Raw genomic sequence first — 26,596 nt, 5'->3', positions numbered from 1 at the left:
GGACACTTCCTTCAGGCCGCCTTCCAGCGGGCCCTCCGGGCGCTTCGTTCTTTCGTGTTTCCAGCTTATCAGATGTTTTCCGCTCCGTTTCCGGGACTTCGTTCATCCAACTCGCCGGTGTCTTCCAGGACTTGACGCCCCGTCCGACGTTTCAAACACTAGCCGACCTTCGCTCCGAAAAGCGAATCCGGCCCCAATCCGATAAACGCACACGCCACAAAACACCTGACCGCACCGCGACAACGCGAAACGACCGGCGAGGACCAAAAAGTGATGGTTCAGAGGATTGGCCGCCCCGGGACCGTCCGCGCAGATGCGTGTCCGGTGCTCCCTGCCGAGCGACTGGGAGACAGTACCCCTACTCGGCTCCCGAAACAAATGCCCAGCTCGGACCGCAGTGGTGCGGCGCCCTCCCCTCTCCTGCCGCTATCGGATGCCGCCGGCCACCGCCAGCCTTGCGGCCTCCGCCAGGCCGTCCCGCCACGGTTCGCCGTGGCCCGGCAGAACGGTGTCGATCTCGTATTCGGCGACCTTCTCCAGGGAAGTCAGCGCCGCCCTGCTGTCCTGGGTGAAGGCCCGACAGATGACGCAGGGGCCGACGTGGCCGGCGACCGCGTCATTGGTGACCAAGGCGTCACCGGTGAAGGCAAGGGAGGCGTCCGGGAACACGTAGCTGGTGCTGCCGTGCGTGTGCCCGGGGGTGTGCACTGCCAACGGCAGGCCGGGCACGTCGAGTCGGGTGTCGTCCGTGAAGGTGCGGAGCTCCCGGACCGCCGGCGTGCGGAGCGCGCCGCCCCGGGCCAGGTGCAGCGGCGCCCGCAGGCCGCTCGGGCGGCGGACCGCGTAGCCGAGAAGGGAGCGCTCAGGGCGCCAGATCCGGTTGAGGCGCCGCGGTTCGGCCAGGATCGGCGCATCGGACTCGTGCACCCAGACGTCGGCCCCGGATTCCACCCGGACCCGCTCGGCGAGGCCCACGTGGTCCGGGTGGCCGTGGGTGATCAGGACCGCCGCGATGTCGGTGATGGGTCTGGCGAGAGCGCGCAGTGCCCCGAGCAGGCCGTCCCAGTGCGCGGGAAGCCCGGCGTCGACCAGCACCAGGTCTGGGCCGGTGTCGACGAGGTAGAAGTTGACCAGGTCGTCGCCCAGCCGGTGGGCGGTGGGCGTCGGGGGCTGTAGGGCGCTCATCTCGATCACCGGCCCAGCTGGATGATGGTGGCGGGCAGAGTCGCGACGCGCTCGGCGCCGAGCAGTCGCGCCGCCGTCCGGGCGCCCGGGGTCGGGCCGTCGAGCAGCGTGGCCGCAGCCGCGGCGGCCAGGGCCGCGGTGAAGGCGAAGCCCTCGCCGGTAGTCAGCTCGGCGACGTGCCGTCGGCCGTCCCCGGCGGTGAGTTCCGCGTAGGCGTAGGAGCGGCCGTCCGTCCCGGCGCCGCCGCGCGGGGCGGCGTAAGCGGTCACGTCGGGCGCACCGCCGGCGTCGCGCGCCGCTTCGAGATCTCCGGTCGGCACGGGCATCACCGTTCGGTCGGCGCCGCCGAAGGTGAGCGTCGTGGCGCCCTCGCCGAGCGGGAAGCGGACCAGCTCGCCGGCCCGGTAGACGGTGGCGCCCTCGGCAGCGGCCTCGGCCACCGTCGTGCGGACGCCCTCGGTGTCGTACGCAGTGGTGGCGGCCGAGGCGACGACCACGCTCGCCGGGTCCGCCACCCGCCCGCGCAGGGCCAGCACCAGCGCCTCGGTGGCGGCCGGTCCGAAGCCGGCCCCGGTGACGAGCGCGACGCCCCGCTCGCGCGCCTCGGCGTCGCGGTCGAGCAGGGCACGCACGGCGGCCCGCTCGTTGGCGAGGTCGACGTACGCCGTGCCGGCGTCGAGGCAGGCGCTCACCACGGGTGGGGCCAGGCGGGCGAACGGGTCGACCGTGTTGACCAGTACCTTTCCCGCCCGGGCCACCGCGGCCAGCGAGGCGGGGTCCGCGAGCTCCGCGGCCAGAACGGTCACCGCCCCGCCGTCGAACCGCGCTGCGATCGCCGCCAGCCGGCCCGCGTCCCGGCCGACCAGCGTCACCGTCCCACCCTGCCGGACGAGGTTTCCGGCGATCAGGTTGCCGGTGGCGCCGGTGGCGCCGAGAACGACGAAGTCGGATCTCATGATCGTGCTCCTTCCGCCCGAGCGGGCTTCCGTCGATGACGGGACAACAATGACACAACATCGATGTCTTGTCATCAATGTTGCGGCATCAATGTCGTGTCATTGATATGCTGGCCCCACATGGCCCGCACCCGGTCAACCGACGAAACGAAGGGCAGCCCGTGACCGCCGACCAGAGCCGCGCCACTCGGGCTCCGCAGGACGAACTGCGCTACCTGCTCCTGGCCGCACAGCGCGAGGGCAGCCGCCGGCTCGGCGACGCCCTGCGCCACCTGGGCCTCACCCCCGCCCAGGCCGAGGTGCTCGACGTCCTCGCCGCGCACCAGCCGGTCACCCTGGCCGCCCTCGGGCGCCTGCTGGTCTGCGAACAGGGCAGCCCCAGTCGGCTGGTCGACTCGCTGGTCCAGCGCGACCTGGTCAGCCGGATCCCGCACGAACAGGACAAGCGCGCCGTCCTGATCCAACTCACCGACGCCGGAAGCACGCTGGCCGCCCAGCTCGGCGACGCGACCGCACGGCTGACCACCGAGATGGCGGCCCGGCTCACGTCCTCGGAGGTCGACACCCTCACCACCCTCCTGCACGCCCTCCTCGACGGCACCGACGCCGCCCGGGCCATCCGCAGCCGGTACCCGCACTGAGCGCCCCCCGGACGGCCAGTCCGACGTGAACGGGCCGGGGTCGTGGCGGGTGCATCCGCCACGACCCCGGCCGAGGGTGTCCGCTACCCGACCGGGCGCACCGCTACCTGAACAGGCGGTCGCCGCTGTTGGCCATGCGGTGGGTGGAGCCGTGGCGGTTCACCCAGTCACGCACCAGGTCGACGGCGTTGGCGCACTGCCAGCTGTCGTCGTACTAACGCACGCCGGTGAAGGCGCCGTAGCCCGCGATGATGCCGTCCACCTGGGCGTCGCCCAGCAGCTTGTCGACGTACCACGGGTCGTTGTAGGTGGTCTCCAGGACAGCGTGGCCGCGAGCCGGCCGGCGGCACGGTCCGCGGCGCCCTTCTTCAGTTCCGCGCACGTGTTGTAGGTAGCTTCGGTGCAGTTGCCGAAGCCCTTGGTGATGTCGCTGTCGCCGTAGTCCATCGCCCGGTGACCGTTGGGGATCCCGGCACCGGACCGGCTGAAGGCGTTCTGGGCCTGGTCGCGGGTGCCGGTCGTCGTCATTCCCTCCAGACGGCCGAGCTTGCCCTCCAGGCTCTTCCAGCCGCGGCCGCCGACGTCCGGGGTGTTGCCGCCGTGGTACTCGTAGAACCCGTAGAGCACCTGGATCCCGGCGGCCGTCAACCGCTGGGCCTTGTCGTGCAGCCCGGCGACGCTGCACCCGCGGTTCTGCTGCTCCCCGCAGTAGTTCGGGTCCTTGATGTCCAGCCAGACCAGCGACAGCCGGCGCCCCGCGTTGGCGTTGGAGACGATGCGGTCGATCATGCTGTCGAAGCTGGGGCCCAGCCGGTTGTCGCCGGCCGAGGAGCAGTCGTGATAGGCGCGCCATTCGTTCGGGTTCCACCAGGCGCAGACGTCGATCTCGATGCCGTTGGCGCCGTGCTTGAGCGCGGCGTCCACGCCGTCCAGGGTGTCGACCCGGTGCGCGACGGCGTAGATCGGGTGACGCTGATCGGCCGCTGCCGCCGGGGTCGTTGCGATCGCGGTGCCACCGACGATCCCGCACAGCGCCGCCATCAGCGCCGGCAGCGTCCGCAGGCCGGCACCGTGCCTGAGGTGAGTGGTCAAGACGGGCACTCCTTCTTGTCGAGGTCGACCATCCTGAGGTGACATGCCCATTTCACCAGGTGCGTTGCCGAACCGTAAATGCTCGATAAACGACCCGGGGCATACCTATGCATTACTCGGCACGGCTCGCGGCGGACGGGGCCGGGACGAGGGAGCCGGTCGCCGACCTGCCCGGCGCCGGTCACGCACACCCCCTTTTAATGGCGGCAGCCGACCTTCGAAACCCTCTACCATCAGCCACGACCTGCCGGGATGACCGGAACACGAGGTCGTGATTTTTGGGGGGGACATCGTGGGTGTCGTCATAGTTGGAGTACTTGCCGCGCTGGTCGCGGTGCTGGTCTGGTGGGTCGTCAGGACGTACAACCGGCTGGTCCGGCTCCGCAACCAGACCCAGGCATCCTGGGCGCAGATCGACGTTCAGCTGAGGCGTCGTCATGAGCTGATACCGAACCTGGTCGAGGGCGCGCACGGCTACGCCGCCCACGAGCGGGCCACGTTCGAGGCCGTCGTCGCCGCCCGCGGGGCGGCCACCGGCGCCGGCCTCGGGGTCACCGACAAGGCGGCCGCGGAGGACGTGCTGACCGCGTCCCTCGGCAGGCTGATCGCGCTCGGCGAGAGCTACCCGCAGCTGAAGGCCGACCGCCATTTCTCCATGCTGCAGGCGGAGTTGGCCACCGCCGAGGACAAGATCGCCTACGCGCGGCAGTTCTACAACAGCGCCGTCCAGACCTACCACACCGCGCTGGAGAGCTTCCCGGGGAACCTCGTCTCCCGGCTCGGCGGTGCGCACGGCCGGCGGGAGTACTTCGAGGCCGAGGCGGCCGCCCAGGACGCGCCCCGGGTGAGCTTCGCATGAGCCTCGAAACCCAGTTCTACTGGAGCAGTGCCGGCCTGACCGTGCTCTGGTTCGCCGCCTTCGGGCTCTCCCTCGTGGCCACCCGGAACGGCACCGTACACCCCGGCCCCGCCACCCAGGAGTTCGGCTCCGAGCCCGAACCGCCGGCCGTCGTGGCCCTGCTGGCCAACCACTGGCGCTCCGTGGACCACGCCGCCGCGGCAACCCTGCTGGACCTCGCGGCGCGCGGGACGGTCGAGGTGCGACAGCCCGCCGACGACCCCGCGCTCAGCACGGTACACATCACCGGCAAGGACGCCTCGGGCCTGACCCCGTACGAGCGACGGGTCCTCGCCCGGATCACCGAACAGGCCGGCGAATCCGGTGCCCCGATCGGCGCGATCGCCTTCCGCGCACAGGAGCGGGCGAGTTCGTGGAACGGCGCACTCCGCCGGGAGATCGTCGCCGAGGCCCGGCTGCGCGGACTTTCCCGGCCCCGGTTCGCGCCCTTGCTGGCCAGTGCGCTGTTCGTCGCCGCCTTCGGCCCCGGGGTGCTCTTCGCCCTGGGCGGCATCACGGGCGGGCACAGCGTCCGCGGCGCGATCACGGTCGGGGTTCTCGCCGCGATACCGCTGGTGTACCTGCTGACCAAGGCGAGCGGGGAGCGGGCGACCCGGTTCGGACTCGAACGCGCCGGGCACTGGGCCGGGGTCCAGTCGTGGCTCCGGGCGCACGAGGACTTCGCCCAGCTGCCGCCCGCAGCCGTCACCGTCTGGGACGGCTACCTCGCGTACGGCGCCGCGCTCGGTGTCACCTCCCGCACGACCCGGCTGCTCGGCTTCGACGCGGGCGACAAGCGCCGGGTCTGGTCCTCCTACGGCGGCGCCTGGCGCCCCGTCCGGATCCGCTACCCCCGCGTGCGCCTCGGCTTCGGCGCCGGCACCGTACAGCTGCTGCAACTGGCGGGCGCCGCCGCCGTGGTGGCCGTGGGCCTGGCCCTGTTCGCCTCACTGCGCCAGCCCGCATGGGCGGTCACCTCCGGCCCCGACGTAGAACACTCACTGCGCCGCCCGGGACTGCTGCTGACGCTCGGTTGGGTGGCCATCGCCCTGCTCGCCCTCGCGGCGGCCGGCCGCTTCAGCCGCTGGACGCTGTTCGTGGCGTTCCTCGCCACGATGCCCGGCAACTACGCCAGCGGCCACGGTTGGCTGGTTCACGGAATGGACCGCTCCGGGCCCCTGCCCGGCGAGATCGTCGCGATCGCCTGCTTCTGCGCTCTCACCGCCTACTACCTCGCCCTCGCCGTGCTGGAGCGGCGCGCTCCGCACGCCGTCACCGGTGAGGTGCTGCGCATGGAGCCGCGCAAGCGCGAGAAGGCGCCGCGGTTCCTCGCGCTGGACACCGGCGACACCGACCGAACCGTCGCCTGGGCCCTGCCCGCCGGAGCTCCGCCGCTCGCGCCCGGCAGCGTCGTCCGCCTCTCGGTGTCACCGGCCACCCGGGCGGTCAGGTCGGCGGAACTCGTGACCTCCTGACCGTTGAAGCCGCCCGTCCCGCCGAACCGTTCACTGGTTCGGCGGGACGGGCGGCTTCGTGCGACGGGCTCAGGTGCGTTTGAAGAACTCCACCTCGGCCAGGGCGACGGTGCGGCCCGGGCCGGTTCCGGCGGCCTCGCGGACGGTGAGCTTCACCTGCACGACGTCGCTGATCCCGGTCGCCACGGTCTGCGGGCCCGGCTGGTCGTTGAGCGTGATCTGTTGCCGGTGCAACTCACCGTCCGAGGCCGTGACTTCCAGGGACAGGACGAGGGGACGGGCCTGCTGCTGGAAGTGCTGCGGGTCCGCGGAGTCGCCGGTGTGGATGATCAGGTCGACCAGCCGGAAGGGCGTCCGGAAGGTGAAGGCGATGGAGTCCCCGATCACGGGCGCGCCCCAGTAGGTGTTGCTGAGGCCGTCGTCGGCGGCGGTCGCGGGGTGGCCCTCGACCGCGGCGCTCGCCGAGGTCAGGGAGGGGGTGATCGGCGCGGTGTTGCCGAGCTTGTCCAACACGTCCTGGTAGGCGCTCTTGCCGACCGGGTACAGCAGGATCCCGCCGACCACCAGCGCGACCAGCACCAGCAGCGCGATGGTGCGGCGCAGCGCGTTGCCCGAGCCGCCGATCCGCACCCGGCGTCGGAACGGCCAGCGGGTGCGCCACCACGGCAGCTTCGGCGGGGGTGCGGTGTCGGTCAGCGGTGCCGCGCAGCGGCGGCAGAAGCGTCGTTCGGGCAGGTTGGGCGTGCCGCACCGGGGGCAGGGCGGGCCCTCCTGCGCCTCGTCGGCGGCGGATTCCCGAACGACCGGGCGTGGCGCGACGGGCTTGGCGGGCTGCACGGCCACCGGATCGGCCTGCGGTTCGGGAACCGAAGGCGATTCGGGTACCGGCGCCGGGGCCGGTACCGAAGCCCGAGTCGGTTCGGGCGCCGGGGCCGGTACCGAAGCCCGAGTCGGTTCGGGCGCCGGGGCCGGTCGCACGCGGGTGGAGGTTGAGCGCGGAGGCTCGGCGGCCGACGGCGTCGGCGGCTCATCGGCGGGCGGGCTCGGCGGCTGGGCGTCCGGGACGGGCGGCGGCTCCCTCCTCGTGGCACGCGTCACCCGTCGCGACACAGCTCGCCAGGTGGATTCGGTGCGCGCGGTCCCGGGCGCGGCGGGAGCAGCAGGCTCGGGCGCGGCAGGCGCAGCGGCCGCCTCCGCGGCCCCGGTCTGCGCGGACGCGGGAGTGGGCGCAGGAGTGGGAGTGGGCGCAGCAGTGGGCGCAGGCGCCGCCGGAGGCCCGGCCGCCGGCGCCGTCGTAGCCGGGGCGCTGCGCGACCAGCCCAGGTACGCACCGCAGTTGCCGCAGAAGTCGTCCCCCTCCCCGTTGGCCGTTCCGCAGTCGGGGCACACCGGCATCCGTCAGCCCTCCGTTCGCCCGGGTGGGCCGGGCAGGATCTCCACCCGGCAGGTCAGATGGACCGGACAGCTTGCCCTGACGACTGACAGCACCTGGTCCTCGTCCAGCCCCGGACCGTGCAGGGGCCAGACCCGGATCAGCACCTCACCGCCCGCCGCGGGCAGCGGGACGGCCCCGGGGGCGGTGGACCAGGAGGCGCCGCCGCCGTCGGTGATCTCGGCACCGGCGCCCAGTACCAGCCGCAGCCGCTCGGTGAGTCCGCGGCGGGTGCCGCGCCACCGGTGCAGTTCCACCGCGCGCTCGACCACCGCGCGGCGCACCTCCTCCGGCCAGGCCGGGTCGACGTCCACCGCGACCCAGGACGCCAGCCAGTCGAGGAAGTCGGCCGGTGCGAGGCGGGGTCGGAAGTAGGCGGGCAGGTTGTCCAGGGTCACGAAGACCGGGGCGAGGACGGTGTCCAGGCCTGCCGTGAACCGCTGGGCGAAGTCGTCGTCGGCGAAGAGCGCGGGGAGCAGTTCGCCGATCGGGTGCGGACTGGGCAGTCCGGGAACGGCGGCACGGTTCATGCGCCCACCTCGCCGCGCTCGGCAGGGGCATTCACCCACGCGCGCCTTCTGATGATTCTCCCCCAGCCTTCGGCCGGGGGGACCCCCATGCTCCGCTCGCTCATGGCTGCCCGTCCTCAGCCGGGGTGACCACGATCTGGTGCTGGTGGGAGAAGACCAGGGCATCCGGCGGGACCTCGACCCGCTCGGCGGGGGCGCCCCGGCGCCCGGTGATCGGGTCCGCCGGGAACAGCCGCAGCTCCTCGACCCCCGTGACGGCGGCGACCCGTTGGAGCACGGCGAACACCTCCCCGTACTGCACCGCCCGGCCGAACGGCCAGCCCGTGCCGTCGGCGCCGCCGCGCAAGGGGTTGAGGTAGCGGTACAGCGCGGCGAGCACCGCCTCACGGACCCGGTCGGGGTCGGTGGAGCGGGTGGTGAGCCGGGCGACGACCGTCACGCCCTGGTAGGCCGGGGGCTGTACGACGATCCGGGTGCCGATCAGCCGCCGTTCGTCGAGGGCCGTCGCGACGGTGGCCAACATCTGCTCGTCGGGGATCAGTTGCTCGAACCGCAGCCGGTCGCCGTCGTCCGCGACGGCGTCGGGGACGACCAGCACCCGCACCGCGCCGGCCTCCCCGCCGACGCCGGGCACACAGCTGATCCGGGCGGCGGACGGCGCGGCCTGCCGGGCGATCAGCTCGAAGTCCCCTGCGGTGACGGCGCGTTCCTGCAGCCTCAGCTGGTGCGGAGCACGCAGCTTGGCGTTGTCCACGGTCTCACCGTCGACCCCGCCCCTGGCCGCCTCGCGGTTGTCGACCCGGGCGATGTACGGGACCGAGCTGCGCAGCACCGTGATGGTGCTGCGAGCGACGTTGCCGGCGATCCCGCCGCCGGTGCGGTAGTGCGGGACGCGCAGCCGCGCGCCCTTGGGCGGCACCGCGCCGAAGGAGCGCAGGCTGCCGTCGGGTTCCCGGACCGCTGGCGGGAAGAGGAACTCGCCGGTGGTCGCGTCGAGCACCACGTGTCGGTCGGCCGGTGAGGAGTCGCCGAAGTGCTCGACGACCGTCCACCGCTGCCACCCGTCGCCGGCCGCGACCTCGACCACCGGGGGCTCGCCGTCGAGCAGGACCGGGGGCCGGGCGAGCCGGAAGCGCTGGCCCGCGATCCCCTCGGAGGAGCCGAGCGGCGCGTCGGTGACGGTCTGCGCGTGGACGACGGTCACGGTGCCGCCGACCGTGAACACCTCGGCCCGGCGGACGGTCGGGGACTCGGAGTAGAACGGCTGGCCCGGCCGCGGCTCGGTGACCCGGCACCGCAGCCAGCCGGCCCGTCGCCCGGCGACCACCGACGCGGTGTGCCCGGCGGGCACGAACACCACCACCTCGCCGGGCCGGTTGAGGCCGCCGGTGGTGTCGCCGCCGGTCTCGCAGGCGATCCAGCGCCCGCCGTCCCACACCTCCCAGGCCAATGGCGGCTGGCGCGGGTCGACGCCGACGCCCTCCACCCGGCTGTCCAGCCGGACGACCAGGATGCAGCGCGGCACCACGGTCGGCAGGGCGAAGAGCATGGCGTCCCCGGCCTCCGGACGCGGTTGGAAGCACGGCACGTCCGCCCCGTCGGCGAGCCTGGCCGTGGCGTCGGACTGCTCCCCGGAGGCGGAGACGGTGACCAGCCGCTCCAGCGAGCTGGGGACGATCGGGAGATCGTCGGCAGTGGAGAAAACCACCGCGTCGTCGGTCTCGGTGCGCAGCGTGGAGACCTCGGTGCCCGCCCGCAGCAGGACCGTCTCGGGCTGCGGGGCCGAGAGCCAGAAGTCGACCTCGGCCCGGGCGGCGGCGGGCGGGAAGAGCCGGATGCCCAGCAGGTCGAGGAAGGCGGCGTAGTTCTTCTCCGGGACCCGGTTCAGCCGGTAGAGCAGCTGGTCCACCAGGTAGGCGAAGGTCTCGATGAGGGTGACGCCCGGGTCGGAGACGTTGTGGTCGGTCCACTCCGGCGCGCGCTGCTGGACGTACCGCTTGGCCTCGTCGACGAGCTGCTGGAAGCGGCGGTCGTCCAGGTTCGGGGAGGGCAGTGCCATCAGCGGTCGCCCCCGTCCGCCGCGGTCGGGGACTCCGGGATGGTGTAGAAGGGGAAGACCAGGTTGCGACGGTCGTTGGTGGCACGCACGGTGTAGTGGACGTCGATGTAGAGCGTGCCCTCGTCGACGCTGTCGAAGGCGATCACCACGTCGTCGACCTCGATCCGCGGCTCCCAGCGTTCAAGCGCGATGCGCACCTCGCGGGCGATCCGCCCGGCGGTGGTGCTGTCGCCCGGGGCGAAGACGTACTCGTGGATGCCGCAGCCGAACTCCGGGCGCATCGGCCGCTCGCCGGGGGCGGTGCCGAGGATCAGCCGGACGGCCTCCGCGATCTCCCGGTCCCGCTCCACCATGCCGATGCCGCCGGTGGCGTTCACCCGCAGCGGGAACGCCCAGCCGCGGCCGATGAAGCTGCTGCTCATGCGCCCACCTCGCTCCGCTCGGCACGCCTTTCGATGACTCGCTCGCTCACGCCACACCTCCGATCAGCACGTTGAACGCGCCGGTGGTGACGGTGGCGCCGCAGGTCGTCTTGTCTCCCATGCGGGCCGCGGGGAGGCCGCCGATCAGGACCACTCCCCTGGTCGCCGTGCCCAAGGAGGGCTCGACGAGGTTGGCGGGGCCCATCTCCACGTGCGGGACGCAGGCGTGGATGCTGCCGACCACCGCGGCGGGCCGGCCGCCGATCAGCACGGTCGCCACGGCGAGGGCGCCCGGCGGCGGGGTGGTGAGGGCGCCGCCGTGATCGGTGAGGTCGCCGGTCCGGGCTGCGGGGGGCATGTACGGTCTCCATTTCCAATGGTGCCCTTCGGGGTGGTGGGCACGGTTCTACTGCCTGTTGACTTGATGTTTCGTCAATTGATGCGTACGAAGGCTCCCTTGAGCACAGCCTCGGCCCCGCCGTCCACGGTGACCGCGGTCGTGCCCTGGACGGTCACCGAGCCGCCGCGCACGTTCACCTCACCGGTGCCCGCGTCGAGGGTGATGCCGGAGGAGGAGAGGCGCACCGTACTCCCCGCCGCGACGCCCAGGCCGTGGACGGCCAGTACGATCTCCCCGCTCTGCTGGTCCAACCGGACCTCCAGCCGTCCGTCCCCGCTGGCCAGGCGGACGGCGGACTTGCCGCCCGGTACGTCCAGCAGCTCCAGGCGGTGGCCCGAACGGGACACCACGGAGCGGCGGTTGACCTTGCCGGTGGCCGCGTCGACCAGCGGTACGTCGTGCGTCGAGGGCCGGTCCACGCCGTTGTAGAGGCCGCCCAGCACGTAGGGGCTGTCCAGGTCGCCCTGCTCGAACCCGACCAGCACCTCGTCGTTGACCTCGGGGCTGACCACGCCGCCGCCCCCGTGACCGCCCCACTGCACGGTGCGCACCCAGTCGGAGACGTAACTGTCGTCCAGCCAGGGGAACTTCAGCCGCACCCAGCCCCGTTGCCCGTCGCCCGGCTCGCGGACGTCGGTGACCACGGCGACCGCCAGGCCAGGCATCCGCGGCCCGCGCGGCGGCGCGTTGCCGCCGGTGACCAGCCCGGCCAGGGAGCGGTCGGGTGCCGCGCTGACCACCACGGTGGTCCGGTAGCCGCGGAACGGTTCGAGGAGGTGGCGCGCCCCGGTGACGCTGTAGCGGCCGGAGAAGGCGGCGCCGACGTTCCCCAGCGCGACCGCGGTGCCCGCCCGCAGCCGCGGGTTGCCCTCGACGACCGCCTCCAGCTCGCCGAAGCCGGCTGCCACCGAGGCGGCCAGCGACCGGGCCGCGGTGGTCGTCTCTGCCTGGGTGCGGTACGGGGTGTCGGCGACGGTCAGCCGGGCCGGACCGGGGAACGCGGAGACCACCTCCGCGGGGCTCATCCCCGGCTGGACGGTCAGCGAGGTCACCGACGCCTCGGTGGCGACCAGGGCGCTCTTGGTGGTGACGTTCCAGCCGCGCGCCTCGACCGTGTCCGCGCCGGCCACGCCGGTCAGCACCCCGCGCAGCTCCAGCAGGTTGCGGCCGTACTCCAGCACCATCGGGTTCTGCGGCGCGGGGGTGGAGGGGGCCGGTGCGCCGGACGCGGGCTCGGGCCGGACGAACTCCAGCCTGCCGTCGTCGTCGGCCCGCACCTGGGCGCCGCTCTCCTGCGCCAGGAACTGGAGGAACTCCCAGTCCGGGACGTTCGCCTGGGAGAGCTGCTGGTGGACGACCGGGAAGGAGTCGATCCGTCCGCAGGTCAGGCCCGCGCCCGCGGCGACCTCGCGGACGATGTCGGCGGTCGTCATGTTCCGGAAGGCCTTCACCCGGCGCCCGCGCATCAGCCGGTGGGTGACCGCCGAGGCCCGCACCACGGTGTACGAGCCGGTGGTGTCCACCTCCAGCTCCAGCGCCGTCACCTCGCCGGTGAACAGCCGCACCTGGGTGTGCCCCTGCACGGTGACCACGGACACCCGCAGCCTGGTCCCGATGCTGATCCCGGTCGCGGTGAGGAAGGTGTGGTCGGCATCCCGGAAGGTCAGCACGGCGGTGTCGGGCAGGCCGACGCTCTCCTCGATGTCGCAGGAGACCAGCTGGGTCGCCCAGACCGGCGGCAGCGGGCCCGGCGCCTCGACGACGGGATCCGCGGCGAACGGGCGGCCGCCCCGGGCCTCGGGCGTGGTCACGACCGCCCGCCACGGGTGAGCTCGTCGATCCCCGGCACGATCAGCTCCGCGCCGGCGACCAGTGCCAGCGGATCGTCGATGTCGTTGGCCTCCGCGATGGTGCGCCAGGCCGTCGCGTCCCCGTACGCCCGCCAGGCGAGCAGCGGCAGGCTGTCGCCCGCGATCACCCGGTGGGTGCTGCGGGCCTCCGGCGAGCCGGAGGTCGGGTTCTGGCCGGCCGGGTCGACGCTGGCCTCGTCGATGGACAGCGAGCAGACCGCGCGCAGCGGATTGCCGTCCACGTCGAAGAGCGTGTAGGTGACCGACAGGCCGGTCAGCACCCCGTTGAACGAGGTCGTCTTCAGGGTGCCCCAGTCCAGCCGGATCCACGGACTGGCCGGCGTCTTGCGCGCCAGGCTGGTCGGGGTGGGCACGCACGCCGTCATCAGTTGCTCGACCGCCCGCTCCACCGAGTTGTCGTGGGTCGCGGTCGAGTCCAGGAACACGTCGAGCGAGAGCGAGCGCGGACCGCTGCCGACGAACTCGGGCAGCGCGGACTGGCCCGCCATCCGGGACGGCGTACGCCGCCACTCGGTGGTCTTGCGCAGCACCAGGGTCGCCGGGTTGAACTGCAGCGGGAGCTGCGCGATCGCGCCGCCGGGCTGGGCGCCGACCGTGGACGGGGGCTCCATGATGGTCAGTTGGGCCCGGGTGACGCTCGCGGGGACCGCCGGGGACATCCTTGGTGCTCCTTAGGTGGGTGGGGCGGCTGGTGGAACCGGGTCGGTGCCCGGCCGGGCCGGTGCGGCGGCGGGTGGCGTCAGGACGGGCGCAGGCCCGCGTGGGCGATCTCCAGGGTCTCCACCGCGGCCTGGGAGCTGGACGGGTCGAAGGACGGGCCCTCCCACCGCACCGGGACGATCCCGAGCACCTGCCAGCCGACGATCCGGCTCAGGTCGGGCCGCAGCGCCACGATCTCGCCGTCCTTCGGCTCGACCTTCCGGACGATCTCGCCCAGCCAGCGCGCGATCTTGGCGGTGTCCGCGGTGACCGCGCGGGTCAGCGTGATGTTCGACCAGGTGATGCGGCCCGGCAGCTGCCAGGCGAAGCCGTTGTTGCCGCCCTCCGCGTACTGCTCGATCTCGACCTGGGCGCCGAGTCCCGAGCAGGTGGTGAACTCCCCCAGGTCGTTGCCGCCGATGGTCAGGCTGAAGAAGACGCTGCTCGCGAAGATGTTGTCGGTCATCGGTCCCGCTCCCTGTTCCCTGCTTCCTGCGTCCGGTCCCGTCGCTGCGGTGGCCCGGCGGGCCGCCCTCCGCCGGGTCTGCGCTCAGCGGCGCATGTCGTACGGCTTTCCGCTGCGCTCCCTGCCCCTGCGCAGTTCGGTGCGCAGCAGCCGCCCGACGGGTTCGACCAGGCGCCGGGCCAGTTCGTCGAGGTCGGCGGGCCCGGCGCCGGCGGCGGTCTCGACGGTCGCGGCGGGTGACTCGCCGACGGCCTTCGCGGGTGGCGGGGCGGTCCGGGACGGCGGGGCGGCCTGCACCGTGACCGGCGTCCGCGCCGGGACAGCCGTCAACGGCACCCCGGCCAGGCCCGCCTGCTCGGCCACCCGCTGCAGCAACCGCGCCGTGCCGGGCGAGGGCGGAGCGGGCGGTGCAGAAGGTGCAGACGGTTCGGACGGGACGCTCGCGGGGCGCCCGGCCGGTGCGGCCCGCATCACGACGGGCGCGGGTGCTCCGGCGGGCTGCGGGTCCGGTGCCCGGGCCGTTCCCAACGGGGCCACGCCGGTGGGCGGTTGCGTCGGAGACGGATACGGGGGCCGGGACGGGGCCGGAAGACGCTGGACCGACGGAGTCGCCAGGGGCGCGAGCCGGACCACCGGCGGGCGCGGGCCGGTCCCCACGGCGGACGGCGAACCGGAGCCGTCGGGCCCCGGTCGCCCCTCGGACGTCGGCGCTGCGGCACGCTGCGGGGCCGGGCGGCCCGCGCTCGTGACGCCGCCCTGCGGCTGCCACGCCCCCGGCGTCACCGGGGCGCTCACGTTCGGCGCCGCCCCGGGCAGGGCGGCGCGCGGCGGGTCTACGGGCACGGTTGCGGTCGGGATGGCGCCGGGTGCTGGCGAACTCCCCTGCGGCGACGGGTGATCAGCCGCCGCCCGGCCGTCCCCGCCTTCCGGTGAACGTCGGGCACGCGAGCGTTGCACAGCAGCCACGACCCCGCGCGCCGCATCCGCACCGGGCGGGCGGCCCGGCGTCGGCACGGCTCCCGGGGTGCGAAGCCGCACCGGACTCGCCTGCGTCGCTGACTGCCCGGTGGCGGTACGGCCGTGCCCCGCCCCCGGTGAGCGCGCCGAACGTGAACGTGCCGCCGAGCGCTGCTCACCGGCCGCAGCCGGTTCGCCGCCCCTGCGGGGCGCGAGCGCATGGGGCCAGACGGCCGGAACCACCGGCGGCGCAGGCGCCGTGCCGGTGCCGGTGCCGGTGGGAGCGTTGGTACTGGTCGCGGACGACACCGACGGGGCCGCGAGGGCGACCGCCATCCCGCGCTCGCCCAGCAATCCACGCCTCGGGCCGGTGAGTTCTACGGCTCGCTGCACACCCAAACCACCGACGGCCGGACGCACGGGGACCGTCACAGGGACCGCTTGGCCGCCACCGTCTCCGCGCGGGACACCGCCCCGGTCCGGTGCTCCGGCAGGCCGGGTCCGGGCTGCGGGGACGACCGGCTGCGGCGCGGTTCCCGGCCACCGCTCCGGACCACTGCCCGACCGCGCCGGGGCGGAACCACCCTGCGTCCCCGTCCCGGCGCTGTGGGGCCCCGCGTCGGAGACCACCGCGCCCCCGGTCACCGGTCCGCTCCGGCCGCGCTCCGCACCGGCGTGCACACCCCGACCGCCACCGTCAGGACCCTTGCGCCTGGCTGACGTTGCATCACCGTTCCTATTGGGTAGAGATGTTGAATCCGACGAGTCGCCACCAGGACGCCGGGTCGCACGCCGCACCCGCGGCCCTTCGCCGACCACAGGCGCGGCGCCGGCGGGCACAGCCTGCTCCGCCGCGCTCCCGACGCTTCGGCCTGCGGTGTCGCCCGGCATCGGGCCTGTGATCCGCCGGACCGGTCGACGCCCACCGAGGAGCGGAGCAGCACCGCCCTGCGCTGCCGCCGTCGGTGGCAGCGCGTCGAGGGGCGCGCCCAGACCCACGCGCGTGCGGGCCGGGGCCGGGTCGGACGGCACCCGTCCGGTGCGTTCGGGGCCCGGCGACGACGGCGCGGGCGGGGCGGCACCGGCCCCGGACGGTGTGCGCTGAACGGGTACGCCACCGGCCGGCCCACGCTCAGGGCGGGACGCTGCCGGGCCGCCCGCCTCGGCAGCCGGACGGGTGCGCCGGCCGGAGGTGACGTCGTGGCCCCCGTTCCCGGAGTGCCGGGCGCCGTCGACCCCGCCCGCCTCGGGGCCGGTGGGCCCCGCGTCGGCGGGGACGACGGGCATGACCGGCGCGCCGGTGGCGCCATCGGCCGCCTGGGGGCCGGTGGTCGCAAGGGGTGTGGCGCTGGCGGGCAACGCGGTCAAGGGCGCGCCGAGGACCGGGCGGGCAGGTGCGGCAGCACCCGGCACGGCGGCACGCTGGGCCACGCCTTCGGTCCGCCCGTTTCGCCCGGGCGCGGCGGCGCCACCCGGGCCCGGCTCCGTCCGTACGGCGGCCCCGCCGCTCACGGGCGGGCGCATGCCGCTGACCGGTTCCTCCGCTACCGCTACGGGCCGCGGCGCGTCCGCACCCTGACTCGGCGACCGGTCCACGACAATCGGCGTCCTGCGCGGCCCCGGAACCACCGCAACCGGGCGCGCGGACAGTGACCGGGGGCGCCGCGCCACGGTCAGTGGCTGGCCGACGGTACGCGGCCGCACCGGGCTGTGGGCCCGGCCCACCGCGTCGCTCCGGCGCGGGGGCTCGGCAGCCGCATCGGGTACCTCCGCGCCGGGTATGTCGGCAACGACCCCTGGCGCAGCAGGACTTGGCGCAGCGGGCGTCGGCGTATCAGCCGTCGGCACGCTCGCGCGAGCGCCGTCCGGCGCGGCCCGTCGGTCGGCCGCACCCGCGCGCGCCGTCCGCTGCACCGACCGTACGGGAAGCCGCCGTACCCGGACGGACCGCTGAACCGATCGTTGAGCAGACCGGGCCTCCCCCGGCTCCCCCTGTTCCTCCGCGCCGGCCGCTCCCACGGCAGCCGGCAGCACGAGCTCGTCCCCGCCCGCGACGACGGTGGACGGTGAGCCCGGCACCGCCACCGCCCGCAGGATGCCCATCGGGGCCGACGGCAGGACCGCGTGCCCGAGCGGGCCGCACAGCGAGGGGTCCTGCCAGGAGGCCAGCCGGGAGCGGAACTTCAGTCCGTCGCTGACACCGTGCACCGCCCCGCCCAGGGTGGGGGCCATCGGCGGCACCGCGCGCCATCCCCCGTCCCCCGCCGGGCGCCGCCGAGCCGCACCGCCGGCCCCGGCCTCGCCACCATCGGTGCCGCCGGTACCGGCGGTGGCACCATCCCCCGCCGCCCCGCCGCCCCTCCGCCGGGCGATCCAGTCCCACAGCCCCACCCGACTCACCCGCCTTCGCTGATACGGGTGTTGAGCCGCGCGATCTCACGCACCCACTGCCCGCGTTCGCGGTGGATCAGGTCGAGGATGTCCTCCCGCTGCCAGTGGAAGTGGTAGGCGATGTACGCGATCTCCTCGTACAGCCGAGCAGGCGCGTACGTCACGATTCCCCCAGGCGCCCACCGGCGAGGTCGACCTCGAAGGCGCCGTCGCAGTGCGGGCAGGTCACCGCGGCGCGCGTGTGACCCTCGCTGTTGATCCGCTGGTAGAGGTCCTGGAGGAACGCGACGTCGGTGGCGTACATCCGCTCCACGATCCCGGCGTGCACATCGGTGATGTCGCCCAGCCTGGTGATCACGTGGCTGAGCAGCACCACGCTCAGGTAGGCCGGGTTCTCCTTGACCCGCAGGTCGATCTGCGGCATCAGCTCGTCGCGGGCGGTGGCCAGGCGCATGGCGCCGTGCCGGTGCACGGTGCCCTCGTCGTCGACGTAGCCGAGCGGCAGCTCGAACTCGAACTCGGTGTGCGGCGCCCGCCCCCGGGGCCCGGCCGCCCCTGTCTGTCCCTGGGCCTGCCCCGGGGCCTGCTGCTGCGGCGCGGTGTTCTGCGGGGCCGGAGCCCGTTCCAGCAGCTCCTCAAGGCCGATTTTCCGCCTCACTCGACGCTGATCTCCTCGAACACGATGGTCACGGTCTCCGTCGCGGCGCTGGACTCGCCGGCGCTGAGCGTGGGGCCCTCCCAGCGGCTGGCCCAGGCGTTGGTCAGCTGGATGCGCCGCAGGGTCGCCCCGGTGGTGTCCTTGACCTCGATGGTGAGGTTCTGCCGCGCGGTGTTGATCGCCCCGTTGTTGAGGGTCTCCTTGATCCAGTCCGTGAACGCCCCGCTCTTGTCCAGACCGCGGGTGATGGTCACCTCGCCGGGCAGCCGGGCGCCGGGCTGCTTGCGGACGATCAGCTTGCCCTCTTGGGTCACCTGCTTGTACTCGACGACATCCTGTTCGACCGTCAGGTTGCTGATCTCCTTGACGGACTCGACGTTGTAGCCGCCGAGCTGGACGCCGAATATGTGTGTGGAGAGCGGATCGCCTTCAGCCATGGCCTGTTGTCACCTTCCGATGCATTGCGTTGGGGGCCGGGTCACTCGTTGACGAGGCTCGTGCTGTCGGAGAACTGGGACAGCCGGAACACCACGAACTCCGCCGGCTTCACCGGGGCGACGCCGATCTCGCAGACCACCTGCCCGAGGTCGATGGACTCCGGCGGGTTGTTGTCGCGGTCGCACTTGACGTAGAAGGCCTCGGCCGCGGTCTGGCCGAACAGCGCACCGCGCCGCCACTCCTCGGTGAGGAACGCGGTGATGTTCCGGCGGATGCTGGACCACAGCCGGTCGTCGTTGGGTTCGAAGACCACCCACTGGGTCCCCAGGAGGATGGACTCCTCCAGGTAGTTGAAGAGCCGGCGCACGTTCAGGTAGCGCCAGGCCGGGTCGGAGGAGAGGGTGCGCGCGCCCCAGATCCGGATGCCGCGTCCGGGGAACGCCCGCACGCAGTTGACGCCGATCGGGTTCAGCAGGTCCTGTTCGCCCTTGCTGAGGCGGATCTCCAGGTCCACCGCGCCGCGGATGACCTCGTTGGCCGGCGCCTTGTGCACGCCGCGCTCGGCGTCGCTGCGCGCCCACACCCCGGCGACGTGGCCGCTCGGCGGGACCAGCACGTTGCGGCCGCTGGCCGGGTCGAAGACCTTGATCCACGGGTAGTAGAGGGCGGCGTAGCGGGAGTCGAAGCCCGCCTCGTCGTTGCGCCAGGTGCGCATCCGCTGGGCGTTGAGGCCGGGCGGCGGGTCGAGCACGGCGATCCGGTCGCCCATCTGCTCGCAGTGCGACATCACGGCCAGCTGGACGGTCCGCAGGCCCTCGTCGTCGAGGTCGCCGCGTTGGTAGGCGCTCATCAGGTCGGGCACCGCAACCATGGTGATCTCGTCGATCGCCTCCAGGCCGGAGAAGCCGGTCCGGGCCGCGACGTCGCCGACGTACTCGGCGGGGTCGAGCCGGCCGGCGGGTGCGGCGGCCGGCGCGGGGGCGGGGGCCGCGGCGAGGGCGTGGGTCTGGCGCTCGGGGCGGCTCGGCGCGGTGCCGGGCTGTTCGGCGACCGCGACCAGCTTCGACTCGCGCAGCTGGGTGACGACGTAGCCCTTGGTGTTCCTGCGGGTCGACACGTCGTAGGTCTCGACGACCTCGGCGCCCCGGCGGACCAGCAGTCGGAACCGGTCCTCGGGGACGTTCTCCCCCTCCAGGTCGGCGATCTCGACGGACACCTCGCCGCCCGCGCCGGGCAGGGCCGAGAAGAGGAAGCCCGAGACCGCGACGGGCGGGGCCGCGGCGGGGGCGGGGGCGCCGTCGGCGGAGGCCTGCCGGGCCGGATCGCCGACCCGCACCACGTAGGCGGAGCCGCCGCCGTTGGCGAAGAAGCCGTACACCGAGTGCGCCAGGTAGGTGCCCTCGGTGAACCCGCCGAACCGCTGGACGTACTGGTCCCAGTTGGTCACCAGTGTGGGCTCGTGGAAGGGACCGGTCTCGGCGAAGCCGACGAAAGCGGCGACGGCCGTGCCGACCCCCTCGATCGGCCGGGCACCGGACTGGACCTCCTCCACGTACACGCCCGGGGTGAGGTACGACGGCATTCGCGCTCCTTCGGGTGGCCGGTCATTCGCCCCCGAGTCTGCTGCCCGGGCGCCGTCCGGGGACATGTCCCCGGGGCCCGGACCGGGGGCAGGAACGACTGCCCCCGGCGGGCAGCGCGGCGGGTACTCACAGGCGGCGCGGACGGCCCCTCCGCCCCTGGCGCCCCGGCGGGTCGGGCGTGCCCGGCGGGTCAGGACTGTCCGGCGGCCCCGGCGGCGTCCAGCCACGGCCCGAACTCGCTGTCCAGCACCAGCCGGCCGAGCTTGCGGTACTCCCCGACCACCGCGGCGACCAGCTGCGCCATGCCCAGCGGGGCGCCCGTTCCGGCGGCCAGGTAGGCGGCGGAGACCGCGCAGGCCCGGATGGACCCGCCGGTGAGCTCGAACTGCCGGGCGCAGAAGTCCAGGTCGAGGTCGTCGCCGCGGGGCAGCCGCAGCCCCAGGCAGCGGTCCCACAGCAGGCGGCGCTGCGCCTCGTCCGGCAGCGGGAACTCCGCGATGACGTCCAGGCGCCGGGTGAACGCCTCGTCGAGGTTGGCGCGCAGATTGGTCGTCAGCACCGCGATCCCGTCGAAGGACTCCATCCGCTGGAGCAGGTAGGCCGTCTCCACGTTGGCGTGCCGGTCGTGGGCGTCCTTGACCTGCGAGCGCTTGCCGAACAGCGCGTCCGCCTCGTCGAACAGCAGGACGCCGTTCACCTGCGCGGCCTCGGTGAAGATGCGTTCCAGGTTCTTCTCGGTCTCACCGATGTACTTGTCCACCACCGTGGACAGGTCCACGACGTACAGCTCCATGCCGAGTTCGGCGGCGACCACCTCGGCCGACATCGTCTTGCCGGTGCCCGACTCCCCCGCGAACAGGGCGATCACCCCGTTGCCCCGGCCGCCGCCCGGCCGCATCCGCCACTGCGCGAGCACCTGGTCGCGGTGCCGGGCCCGCAGGACCAGTTCGCGCAGCCGGCCGGCGGTGGGGTCGGGGAGCACCAGGTCGGCCCAGCCGACCGAGGGCTCGATCCGCCGGGCCAGGCGGGCCAGGCCGGCGGCGTTCTGCGCCCGCACCGCGGCCCGCAGGTCCTCGGCGCGCACCGGACGCCGCTCGGCGGCGGCCGTCCTGGCCGCCACCGCGGCGGCCCGCTCCAGCTTCTCCCGGTCCACCCGGTAGGCGGCCACCGCCTCGGCCAACCCGTCGGTCAGCTCCGCGCTCAGGGGCGTCCCGCCGACGGCCAGGGCGCGGGCCCACTGCTCGGCACGGCCGCGCGCGTCCGGCGGCGGCACGGTGACCACCACCGGGCTCTCCCGCGCCCAGGCCGGGTCCCACACCTGGGGGCCGTGCACGACCAACGGGAGGCCGGCGAGTTCCGCGCACAGCTCGCCCAACAGGGCGGCCCGTTCGGGTCGTTCGGGTTCGAGCCGGTCCAGCGGTCCGAGTACCACGCCTCCCCCGCCCAAGCGCGCCTCGCGGGCGAGCACCCGCACGGTCCTCCCCGGCGGGCGGGCGGCCAGCGCGGCGGCGTCGATGACCAGCGGCGGCCGGCCGTCGGCCGCGAGGGCGGCCGCCGCCAGTGGGCCGGCGTGCCCGCTCCGGTCCAGCAGGTGTACCAGTCCGCCGTCCGCCGCGGCCGCGCGCAGCTGCTCGACGGGCCCCGCGGTCACGCCCGTACCCGGGGCGGCCCGGCGGGCCAGCCCGGCGAGCGCGTCGTCCGGTTCGTCGTCGCCGAGCAGATGGGCCGTCACCCGGTCCGGCACGCGCAGGGTGCGGGAGAGCAGCGGGCGCTCCGGCTCGGCGATCTCCAGCAGGCCGCCGGCGATCAGCGGGGCCCGCGCGGAGAATCGGAAGCGGCCGGCGCCGGCTCCCGGCTGTCCGCACAGTTCGAGGGCCAGCCCGACGGTCGCCCGGCGCCGGGTCAGGTCGTCGTTGAGGTAGCCGTAGAGCTGTTCGAAGCGGCTGTCGAGGTCGGGGGCGAGGGCCACCAGCAGGAGGTCGAGGTCCACGGGGAGCAGCCCGAAGGCGGTGCTGAGCCGGGCGAGCCGCGAGCCGGGCGGCGGCGCGGGCACGTCAGCGCCGCCAGCGCGGTCAGGGCCGCCGCGGCCCGTCGGGGCGGAGGCCGCCAGGATCCGCTCCACCGCCTCCGGGCCGAGGTACTGACCGCGGTAGGGGTCGTCCGGGTCCGGGTCGTCGGCCCGGCGCTCGCGCACGGCCGTCCGGACCCGTTGCTCGACCCGGTGCAGCCGTTCCCAGAGGGGGTCCGGGGCGGTGGGTGGTGCGGCCACGGCGGGCCCGAGGTCCAGGCTCATCGCGCCCCGCCCCGGGGCCGGCGGCCCGGTGGGAGCGCGCGGTCCCGGGGCGCGGCGAAGCCGTCCGGTCCGGGGTCCGCGGCGCCGTGGTAGCGCAGTCGGCGGCCCGGGCCGTCGGCGGCTTCCGTGTTCTCCCGGGTGGTGTCCTCGGCGCGCACCACCAGTCCCTCGGTGACCGGCGGTCCCGCCGGGCTGAGGGCGGCGGCCAGCGGGGCGAGCACCCTGAGGTCGATCGAGGGCCGCAGCTCCCCGCCGAGCGCGGACCAGACGTCGGACACCGACGGCAGGCCGGTGTCGCGCCCCGCGATGTCCAGCCCGACCGTCAGTCCGAGCCGGGCGAGCGTTCCGGTGAGCACCCGGACGGGCAGCGCGTCCACGGCGGCCAGGCACTGCAGCACCTCGGTCAGCAGCCGGTGTTCGTCCTGCGGCCGGTTGGTCCAGACGGTGACCAGGTAGGCCAGCTCGAACCAGCGGGGCGCGGCACGGTGGCCGACCACCATGCCGTCCGCGTCGTACTCCGCGACGGCGCCGGTCTGCCGACGGGCCGTCTCCTCGCGGATCCCGTAGAGGAAGACGCTGACCGTCGGCGCGGTGCGCCGGGCCGCCAGGTCCCGGGTGGGGGCGTCGAAGACCACCTCGACCCCCCGCTCGGGCAGACCGGCCTCGGCGAGCAGCAGCCGCAGCGCCTCGTCGACCTCGTGGATCACCGTCGCTCCACCTCCCCCGGCGGGCCGATGCTGCCCTCCACCACGAGGAAGGGAGTGGTCACCGGGGAGAATCCGGGGCCGTCGGCGGTGATGGTCCGCGGGCCCGTCTCGTCCTTGGGGAGGATGAGCAGCTGGCCCGCGAAGGTGCCGTCGGCCCGCGGGTGGGTGGGCGCCGCCGCGGCGGTGATGCCGGGCTGCCAGGTGAACCGGACCGGCACGCCGGGCGGGAAGTCCACGCCGCGGACGGAGGTCACGAAGCCGGGCTTGCCGATCGGCGGCACGGCGACGATGCGGGGCTGCAGGATGCGCAGCGGGGTGCTCGCCCGGTGCGGTCCCGGGCGGGCGTCGGTGCCGGTGGTGGTCAGCTCCGCGGTGACGGTGGTGTCCAGCGCCGCCTCGGGTGACAGCACCACCCGCACCACCTGGCTGCCGCCCGGGGACAGGTCGGCCAGCTCGCAGGTGCCGCCCCGGCAGCCGGGGGGCAGCGACTCGGTGGGCACTCCTGCGGGCAGGCCGAGCGACAGCCGCAGCCCCGTGGCGAGGGCCTGTCCGCTGTTGCGCACGGTGTAGCTGACGGTCACGTGGCCGCCGACATAGCCGGGGTTGGGCTGGGCGTCGACCGCCACGTCCGGGCCGGCCAGCGGCGTCGGTGCGGGTGCCGGGGGCGGGGGCGGTGCGGGGGCGGGTGAGGCGGGGGGTGTCGGCGTCGATGTCGGCGTCGATGTCGGCGTCGGTGCGGGGGTCGGCGAGGCGGACGGTGTCGGCGTCGGCGTCGATGTCGGGGTCGGGGTCGGGGTCGGTGAGGGCGTCGGCGGGTCCAGCACCGGCAGGATCGTCTCGGCCCAGTCGTCCTCGGGGTTCGGGTCGACCACCGTCCCGGTGACGCTCCAGCCGAAGGTCTGCGGGCCGCTGCGGGTGCCGATCAGACGGGCGGTCACCCGGACCACCGCCCCCGGTTCCAGGGTGCCGAGTTCGCAGCGCAGGGCCCCGGCGTCGCACCGCCCGACCGGGGTGGTCAGCCCGCCGAGCCGGGCGCCGGACGGCACCGAGGCCGTGAGGACGGTGCCGGGCGAGGGCGCGGGGCCCTTGTTGGTGACGGTGATCGTCACATCGGTGCCGCCGTCGACGGGGACGGCGGGGGTCCGGGCGGGCGCGCTCAGCGCCAGGTGGACGGACTGCTGGACGGCCGGTTCCTTCTGGCGTCCCGGCAACCGCCGGTCGAGCGGGGTGAGCGTGCAGGCCGCGAAGTCGTAGACGGCCAGCCCCTCCGGCGAGTTCGGCGGCAGGGCCCGGCGGGAGGTGAGCACCAGCTGCGCGCCGTTCGCCGTCCAGGCCACGTCGCGGGGCTGGAACGGGCCGACGTCGGAGGTGTCGGGCAGCGGCCGGGTGCAGGCGCCCTTGTCGTGCTCCAGCCCGGTGGGCAGGACCACCATGCAGTCGCCGCCGGTGGGCGAGGTGACCAGCACCCCGTCCCGTCGGTTGTTCCCGCCGTCACCGGCCTTGCGGTTGAAGGCGATGCGCCGGCCGTCGGGCGAGAACACCGGGCTGTCGTCGATGACGTTGCAGGTGCCCGGGCAGATGGCCCGGCTCAGGTCGGTCTGCCGGGCGAGGTCGTCGGCGGGCACGGTCCAGACGTGCATGTTGCCGGCGTTGCCGTTGATCACCGCGGTCCGGGAGAAGGCGATCACCTTGCCGTCGGGGGACCAGAAGGGCTCGCCGTCGGAAGCACCGGGCTGGTCGGACGGCGGTTGGACGGTGCCGACGATCACCCCCGTGGACGCCTGGGCGATCATGATCCGCCCGGGGCGCGCGGGCTCCTTGCCGCCGCCCGGGGAGCTGCGGCTGAACACGATCAGCCTGCCGTCCGGTGAGAAGGAGGGGTCGGTGTCGCGGTCGAGCGGGCCGCGCCCGGCCAGGTTCATCGGGCGCGGGTTGGAGCCGTCGGCGTCGGTCAGCCAGACCCGTTGGATCCGCCCGGCCGGCGAGTCCTCGTAGCGGGTCACCACGATCTGTCGGCCGTCGGGCGTGTAGGCCTGCCGCTCGTACCACGGGTCGTAGCCGGGGCCTGGGTGGAAGAGCGGGTCGGCCGCCGGGTCGGGATCGGTGTTGAGGTCGGCGGCCGGGTCCTCCTTGAGCACGCTGATCCCCAGGTCGCGCGGGTCGGCACCGTCGGGGCGGACGTCCTGGAGGTCGGCCACGTTGGCGGCGGAGGCGCTGGTCTGCTCCACCACCGGACCGCCCTCGGCCTGGGTGCCCAGCCAGGTCGGTGTCGCGATCAACCGGTTGGTGCTGTAGAGCAGTTGGGGATCGGTACAGTCACAGGTCGGCGCGCGGTAGAGGTTCACCACCGGCGGCTCGACCGGGATCGAGGAGTTGAGCCGGTCGGTGCTCAGGAAGAGCACTCCGCTGCCGTCGGCCAGCCAGGAGGCGGAGCCCGTCCGCCAGGTGGAACCGGTGCCGGGGAAGAACGCCTTGTCGCCGCCGGTGGGCGAGGTGAGCATCAGGGTCCGGCCCTGGTCGCCCTTGTCCCAGGTGTAGACGATCTGGTTACGGTGCTGGTCGTCGTTCAGCGGGTTCCAGGTCGGGTCGAGGGCGTTGCCGGTGGTCACGTCGGTGACCTTGACCGGCGCACCGCCGGTGAAGGGCCGCAGGTAGATCTGGGTGTGCGCCGGGTCGCCGGTGCAGGCGTACGCGACCCACCGGCCGTCGGGCGAGACCGTCGGATGCGTCTCGTCGGCCGAGCCGTCGGTCAGCCGGCGCAGGCCGCTGCCGTCCCGGTTGACCACCCACAGGGCGTGTTGGGGCCTGCCACCGGGCCCGGTGGGCTCCACCGCCTCGAAGACGACGCCCTTGCCGTCCGGGGCCAGCGCGGGGTGGGCGGTGTCCATGCCGGTGGTGAGTTTGTGCACCGCACCGGCCGCGTCGCGCAGGTAGACCTGGGGCAGGAGGGCGTCCCGCAGGCTGGTGAACACCAGCTCGTTGCCGCGGGCCGACGGGTCCTGGTCGAAGTGGACCGGTCCCGGCCCGAACAGCGGGGTGCTGGACGCCGCGCCGGTCACCCGGCCGAGGCCGCGGTGGTTGGTGCCGGCGAAGACGATCCGCCCGCCGGCCGGGTCGTCGGCTGCGGTCCGCGCCGTGGGGCGGCCGTGCCCTTCGGGCGCGGCGGAACCCAGGGTCAGCACGGCAGCCGCCAGCGCGAGCAGGATCGCGACGGTGGCCCGGGCCGGCCGCCGGACGGAGCGGGGAGTGCCGGTGGCGCCGATCACGCTCGACCTCACAGGGTGGCAGGGGCGGTCTCCCCCGCGGTCTCATCGGCCGTGGCAGGGGCGGTCTCCCCGGCAGTCTCATCGGCTCGGGCACCCGGGAACAGAGCCCGGGTGCCCGAGCCGGGGGTAACAACCTGTGTCCCCAAAGGGCAGGCCGTCATGGCCGCGGTCGGTCTT

General features: G+C 74.3%; 22 protein-coding genes. 3 read left to right on the top strand and 19 right to left on the bottom strand.

All coding sequences use genetic code 11. From position 1 onward, the window contains the following. Positions 1 to 426: 426 nt before the first annotated feature. Together ACWC9T_RS28745 and ACWC9T_RS28740 are read right to left on the bottom strand one after the other, a co-directional pair. The gene (locus ACWC9T_RS28745) at positions 427 to 1,185 is read right to left on the bottom strand and encodes an MBL fold metallo-hydrolase (RefSeq protein WP_449823957.1); all 759 of its coding nucleotides are present in this window, start codon (positions 1,183 to 1,185) and stop codon (positions 427 to 429) included. Positions 1,186 to 1,190: 5 nt separating this feature from the next. Next, the gene (locus ACWC9T_RS28740; protein WP_449823956.1) at positions 1,191 to 2,141 is read right to left on the bottom strand and encodes a saccharopine dehydrogenase NADP-binding domain-containing protein; all 951 of its coding nucleotides are present in this window, start codon (positions 2,139 to 2,141) and stop codon (positions 1,191 to 1,193) included. A gap of 161 nt (positions 2,142 to 2,302) precedes the next feature. Here ACWC9T_RS28740 and ACWC9T_RS28735 point away from each other — a divergent pair, with 161 nt between their 5' ends. After that, positions 2,303 to 2,782 carry a MarR family winged helix-turn-helix transcriptional regulator gene (locus ACWC9T_RS28735; protein WP_449823955.1) on the top strand — a complete coding sequence of 160 codons (480 nt, stop codon included), beginning with the start codon at positions 2,303 to 2,305 and terminating at the stop codon, positions 2,780 to 2,782. 159 nt (positions 2,783 to 2,941) lie between these two features. Here ACWC9T_RS28735 and ACWC9T_RS28730 read toward each other — a convergent pair whose 3' ends face one another. Continuing rightward, positions 2,942 to 3,874, bottom strand: a complete 933-nt coding sequence (locus ACWC9T_RS28730; RefSeq protein WP_449823954.1) for a phospholipase — start codon at positions 3,872 to 3,874, stop codon at positions 2,942 to 2,944. A gap of 292 nt (positions 3,875 to 4,166) precedes the next feature. Between ACWC9T_RS28730 and ACWC9T_RS28725 the strand changes: the two genes are divergently transcribed. Then, positions 4,167 to 4,733 carry a LemA family protein gene (locus ACWC9T_RS28725; protein ID WP_449823953.1) on the top strand — a complete coding sequence of 189 codons (567 nt, stop codon included), beginning with the start codon at positions 4,167 to 4,169 and terminating at the stop codon, positions 4,731 to 4,733. Further along, positions 4,730 to 6,247 (top strand): DUF2207 family protein, encoded by a 1,518-nt coding sequence (locus ACWC9T_RS28720; protein WP_449823952.1) that lies wholly within the window; start codon positions 4,730 to 4,732, stop codon positions 6,245 to 6,247. The genes ACWC9T_RS28725 and ACWC9T_RS28720 overlap by 4 nt, the downstream gene beginning before the upstream one ends. Positions 6,248 to 6,316: 69 nt before the next feature. Here the strand turns inward: ACWC9T_RS28720 and ACWC9T_RS28715 are convergent, their stop codons facing one another. The 16 genes from ACWC9T_RS28715 to ACWC9T_RS28640 form a co-directional block, all read right to left on the bottom strand. Further along, a complete protein-coding gene (locus tag ACWC9T_RS28715) occupies positions 6,317 to 7,090 on the bottom strand; it encodes an NADase-type glycan-binding domain-containing protein (protein ID WP_449823951.1) in 774 nt (257 codons plus the stop codon). Positions 7,091 to 7,645: 555 nt separating this feature from the next. Beyond that, positions 7,646 to 8,209 (bottom strand): phage tail protein I, encoded by a 564-nt coding sequence (locus tag ACWC9T_RS28710; RefSeq protein ID WP_449823950.1) that lies wholly within the window; start codon positions 8,207 to 8,209, stop codon positions 7,646 to 7,648. 100 nt (positions 8,210 to 8,309) lie between these two features. Beyond that, entirely contained in the window at positions 8,310 to 10,268 is a 1,959-nt protein-coding gene (locus tag ACWC9T_RS28705; RefSeq protein ID WP_449823949.1) for a putative baseplate assembly protein, read from the bottom strand. Then, positions 10,268 to 10,690: a GPW/gp25 family protein gene (locus tag ACWC9T_RS28700; protein WP_449823948.1), complete on the bottom strand. Its 423-nt coding sequence runs from the start codon at positions 10,688 to 10,690 to the stop codon at positions 10,268 to 10,270. Before ACWC9T_RS28700 ends, ACWC9T_RS28705 begins: the two co-directional genes overlap by 1 nt. A 46-nt stretch (positions 10,691 to 10,736) precedes the next feature. Beyond that, positions 10,737 to 11,048 carry a PAAR domain-containing protein gene (locus ACWC9T_RS28695; protein ID WP_449823947.1) on the bottom strand — a complete coding sequence of 104 codons (312 nt, stop codon included), beginning with the start codon at positions 11,046 to 11,048 and terminating at the stop codon, positions 10,737 to 10,739. A 74-nt stretch (positions 11,049 to 11,122) separates the two neighbouring features. Beyond that, complete coding sequence (locus tag ACWC9T_RS28690; RefSeq protein WP_449823946.1) at positions 11,123 to 12,901, bottom strand: VgrG-related protein; 1,779 nt, start codon at positions 12,899 to 12,901, stop codon at positions 11,123 to 11,125. After that, positions 12,898 to 13,620, bottom strand: coding sequence for a CIS tube protein (locus ACWC9T_RS28685; RefSeq protein WP_449823945.1), 723 nt, complete (start codon positions 13,618 to 13,620; stop codon positions 12,898 to 12,900). Before ACWC9T_RS28685 ends, ACWC9T_RS28690 begins: the two co-directional genes overlap by 4 nt. A gap of 80 nt (positions 13,621 to 13,700) precedes the next feature. Continuing rightward, complete coding sequence (locus ACWC9T_RS28680; RefSeq protein ID WP_449823944.1) at positions 13,701 to 14,126, bottom strand: phage tail protein; 426 nt, start codon at positions 14,124 to 14,126, stop codon at positions 13,701 to 13,703. 84 nt (positions 14,127 to 14,210) lie between these two features. Next, a complete protein-coding gene (locus tag ACWC9T_RS28675; protein ID WP_449823943.1) occupies positions 14,211 to 14,489 on the bottom strand; it encodes a hypothetical protein in 279 nt (92 codons plus the stop codon). Between the two features lie 2,990 nt (positions 14,490 to 17,479). Then, positions 17,480 to 17,638, bottom strand: coding sequence for a DUF6760 family protein (locus tag ACWC9T_RS28670; protein ID WP_449823942.1), 159 nt, complete (start codon positions 17,636 to 17,638; stop codon positions 17,480 to 17,482). After that, complete coding sequence (locus ACWC9T_RS28665; RefSeq protein WP_449823941.1) at positions 17,635 to 18,132, bottom strand: hypothetical protein; 498 nt, start codon at positions 18,130 to 18,132, stop codon at positions 17,635 to 17,637. The genes ACWC9T_RS28670 and ACWC9T_RS28665 overlap by 4 nt, the downstream gene beginning before the upstream one ends. After that, positions 18,129 to 18,569: a phage tail protein gene (locus tag ACWC9T_RS28660; RefSeq protein ID WP_030290301.1), complete on the bottom strand. Its 441-nt coding sequence runs from the start codon at positions 18,567 to 18,569 to the stop codon at positions 18,129 to 18,131. Before ACWC9T_RS28660 ends, ACWC9T_RS28665 begins: the two co-directional genes overlap by 4 nt. Positions 18,570 to 18,610: 41 nt before the next feature. Further along, on the bottom strand, positions 18,611 to 20,152 hold the full coding sequence (locus ACWC9T_RS28655; RefSeq protein ID WP_449823940.1) for a phage tail sheath family protein: 1,542 nt from the start codon (positions 20,150 to 20,152) through the stop codon (positions 18,611 to 18,613). 191 nt (positions 20,153 to 20,343) lie between these two features. Further along, the gene (locus ACWC9T_RS28650; protein WP_449823939.1) at positions 20,344 to 22,446 is read right to left on the bottom strand and encodes an ATP-binding protein; all 2,103 of its coding nucleotides are present in this window, start codon (positions 22,444 to 22,446) and stop codon (positions 20,344 to 20,346) included. Next, entirely contained in the window at positions 22,443 to 23,153 is a 711-nt protein-coding gene (locus ACWC9T_RS28645; protein WP_449823938.1) for a DUF4255 domain-containing protein, read from the bottom strand. Before ACWC9T_RS28645 ends, ACWC9T_RS28650 begins: the two co-directional genes overlap by 4 nt. Then, positions 23,150 to 26,419: a hypothetical protein gene (locus ACWC9T_RS28640; protein WP_449823937.1), complete on the bottom strand. Its 3,270-nt coding sequence runs from the start codon at positions 26,417 to 26,419 to the stop codon at positions 23,150 to 23,152. The genes ACWC9T_RS28645 and ACWC9T_RS28640 overlap by 4 nt, the downstream gene beginning before the upstream one ends. Positions 26,420 to 26,596 lie beyond the last annotated feature (177 nt).

Source organism: Kitasatospora sp. NPDC001159, from assembly GCF_053598235.1.
This window is presented reverse-complemented; position numbering and strand designations above follow the sequence as displayed.

Excerpts from the sequence above, each read along its gene's own strand:
- ACWC9T_RS28745 (WP_449823957.1), bottom strand. The coding sequence starts at position 1,185 with ATGAGCGCCCTACAGCCCCCGACGCCCACCGCCCACCGGCTGGGCGAC.
- ACWC9T_RS28740 (WP_449823956.1), bottom strand. The coding sequence starts at position 2,141 with ATGAGATCCGACTTCGTCGTTCTCGGCGCCACCGGCGCCACCGGCAAC.
- ACWC9T_RS28720 (WP_449823952.1), top strand. The coding sequence starts at position 4,730 with ATGAGCCTCGAAACCCAGTTCTACTGGAGCAGTGCCGGCCTGACCGTG.
- ACWC9T_RS28710 (WP_449823950.1), bottom strand. The coding sequence starts at position 8,209 with ATGAACCGTGCCGCCGTTCCCGGACTGCCCAGTCCGCACCCGATCGGC.
- ACWC9T_RS28705 (WP_449823949.1), bottom strand. The coding sequence starts at position 10,268 with ATGGCACTGCCCTCCCCGAACCTGGACGACCGCCGCTTCCAGCAGCTC.
- ACWC9T_RS28700 (WP_449823948.1), bottom strand. The coding sequence starts at position 10,690 with ATGAGCAGCAGCTTCATCGGCCGCGGCTGGGCGTTCCCGCTGCGGGTG.
- ACWC9T_RS28695 (WP_449823947.1), bottom strand. The coding sequence starts at position 11,048 with ATGCCCCCCGCAGCCCGGACCGGCGACCTCACCGATCACGGCGGCGCC.
- ACWC9T_RS28685 (WP_449823945.1), bottom strand. The coding sequence starts at position 13,620 with ATGTCCCCGGCGGTCCCCGCGAGCGTCACCCGGGCCCAACTGACCATC.
- ACWC9T_RS28680 (WP_449823944.1), bottom strand. The coding sequence starts at position 14,126 with ATGACCGACAACATCTTCGCGAGCAGCGTCTTCTTCAGCCTGACCATC.
- ACWC9T_RS28660 (WP_030290301.1), bottom strand. The coding sequence starts at position 18,569 with ATGGCTGAAGGCGATCCGCTCTCCACACACATATTCGGCGTCCAGCTC.
- ACWC9T_RS28655 (WP_449823940.1), bottom strand. The coding sequence starts at position 20,152 with ATGCCGTCGTACCTCACCCCGGGCGTGTACGTGGAGGAGGTCCAGTCC.
- ACWC9T_RS28650 (WP_449823939.1), bottom strand. The coding sequence starts at position 22,446 with ATGAGCCTGGACCTCGGGCCCGCCGTGGCCGCACCACCCACCGCCCCG.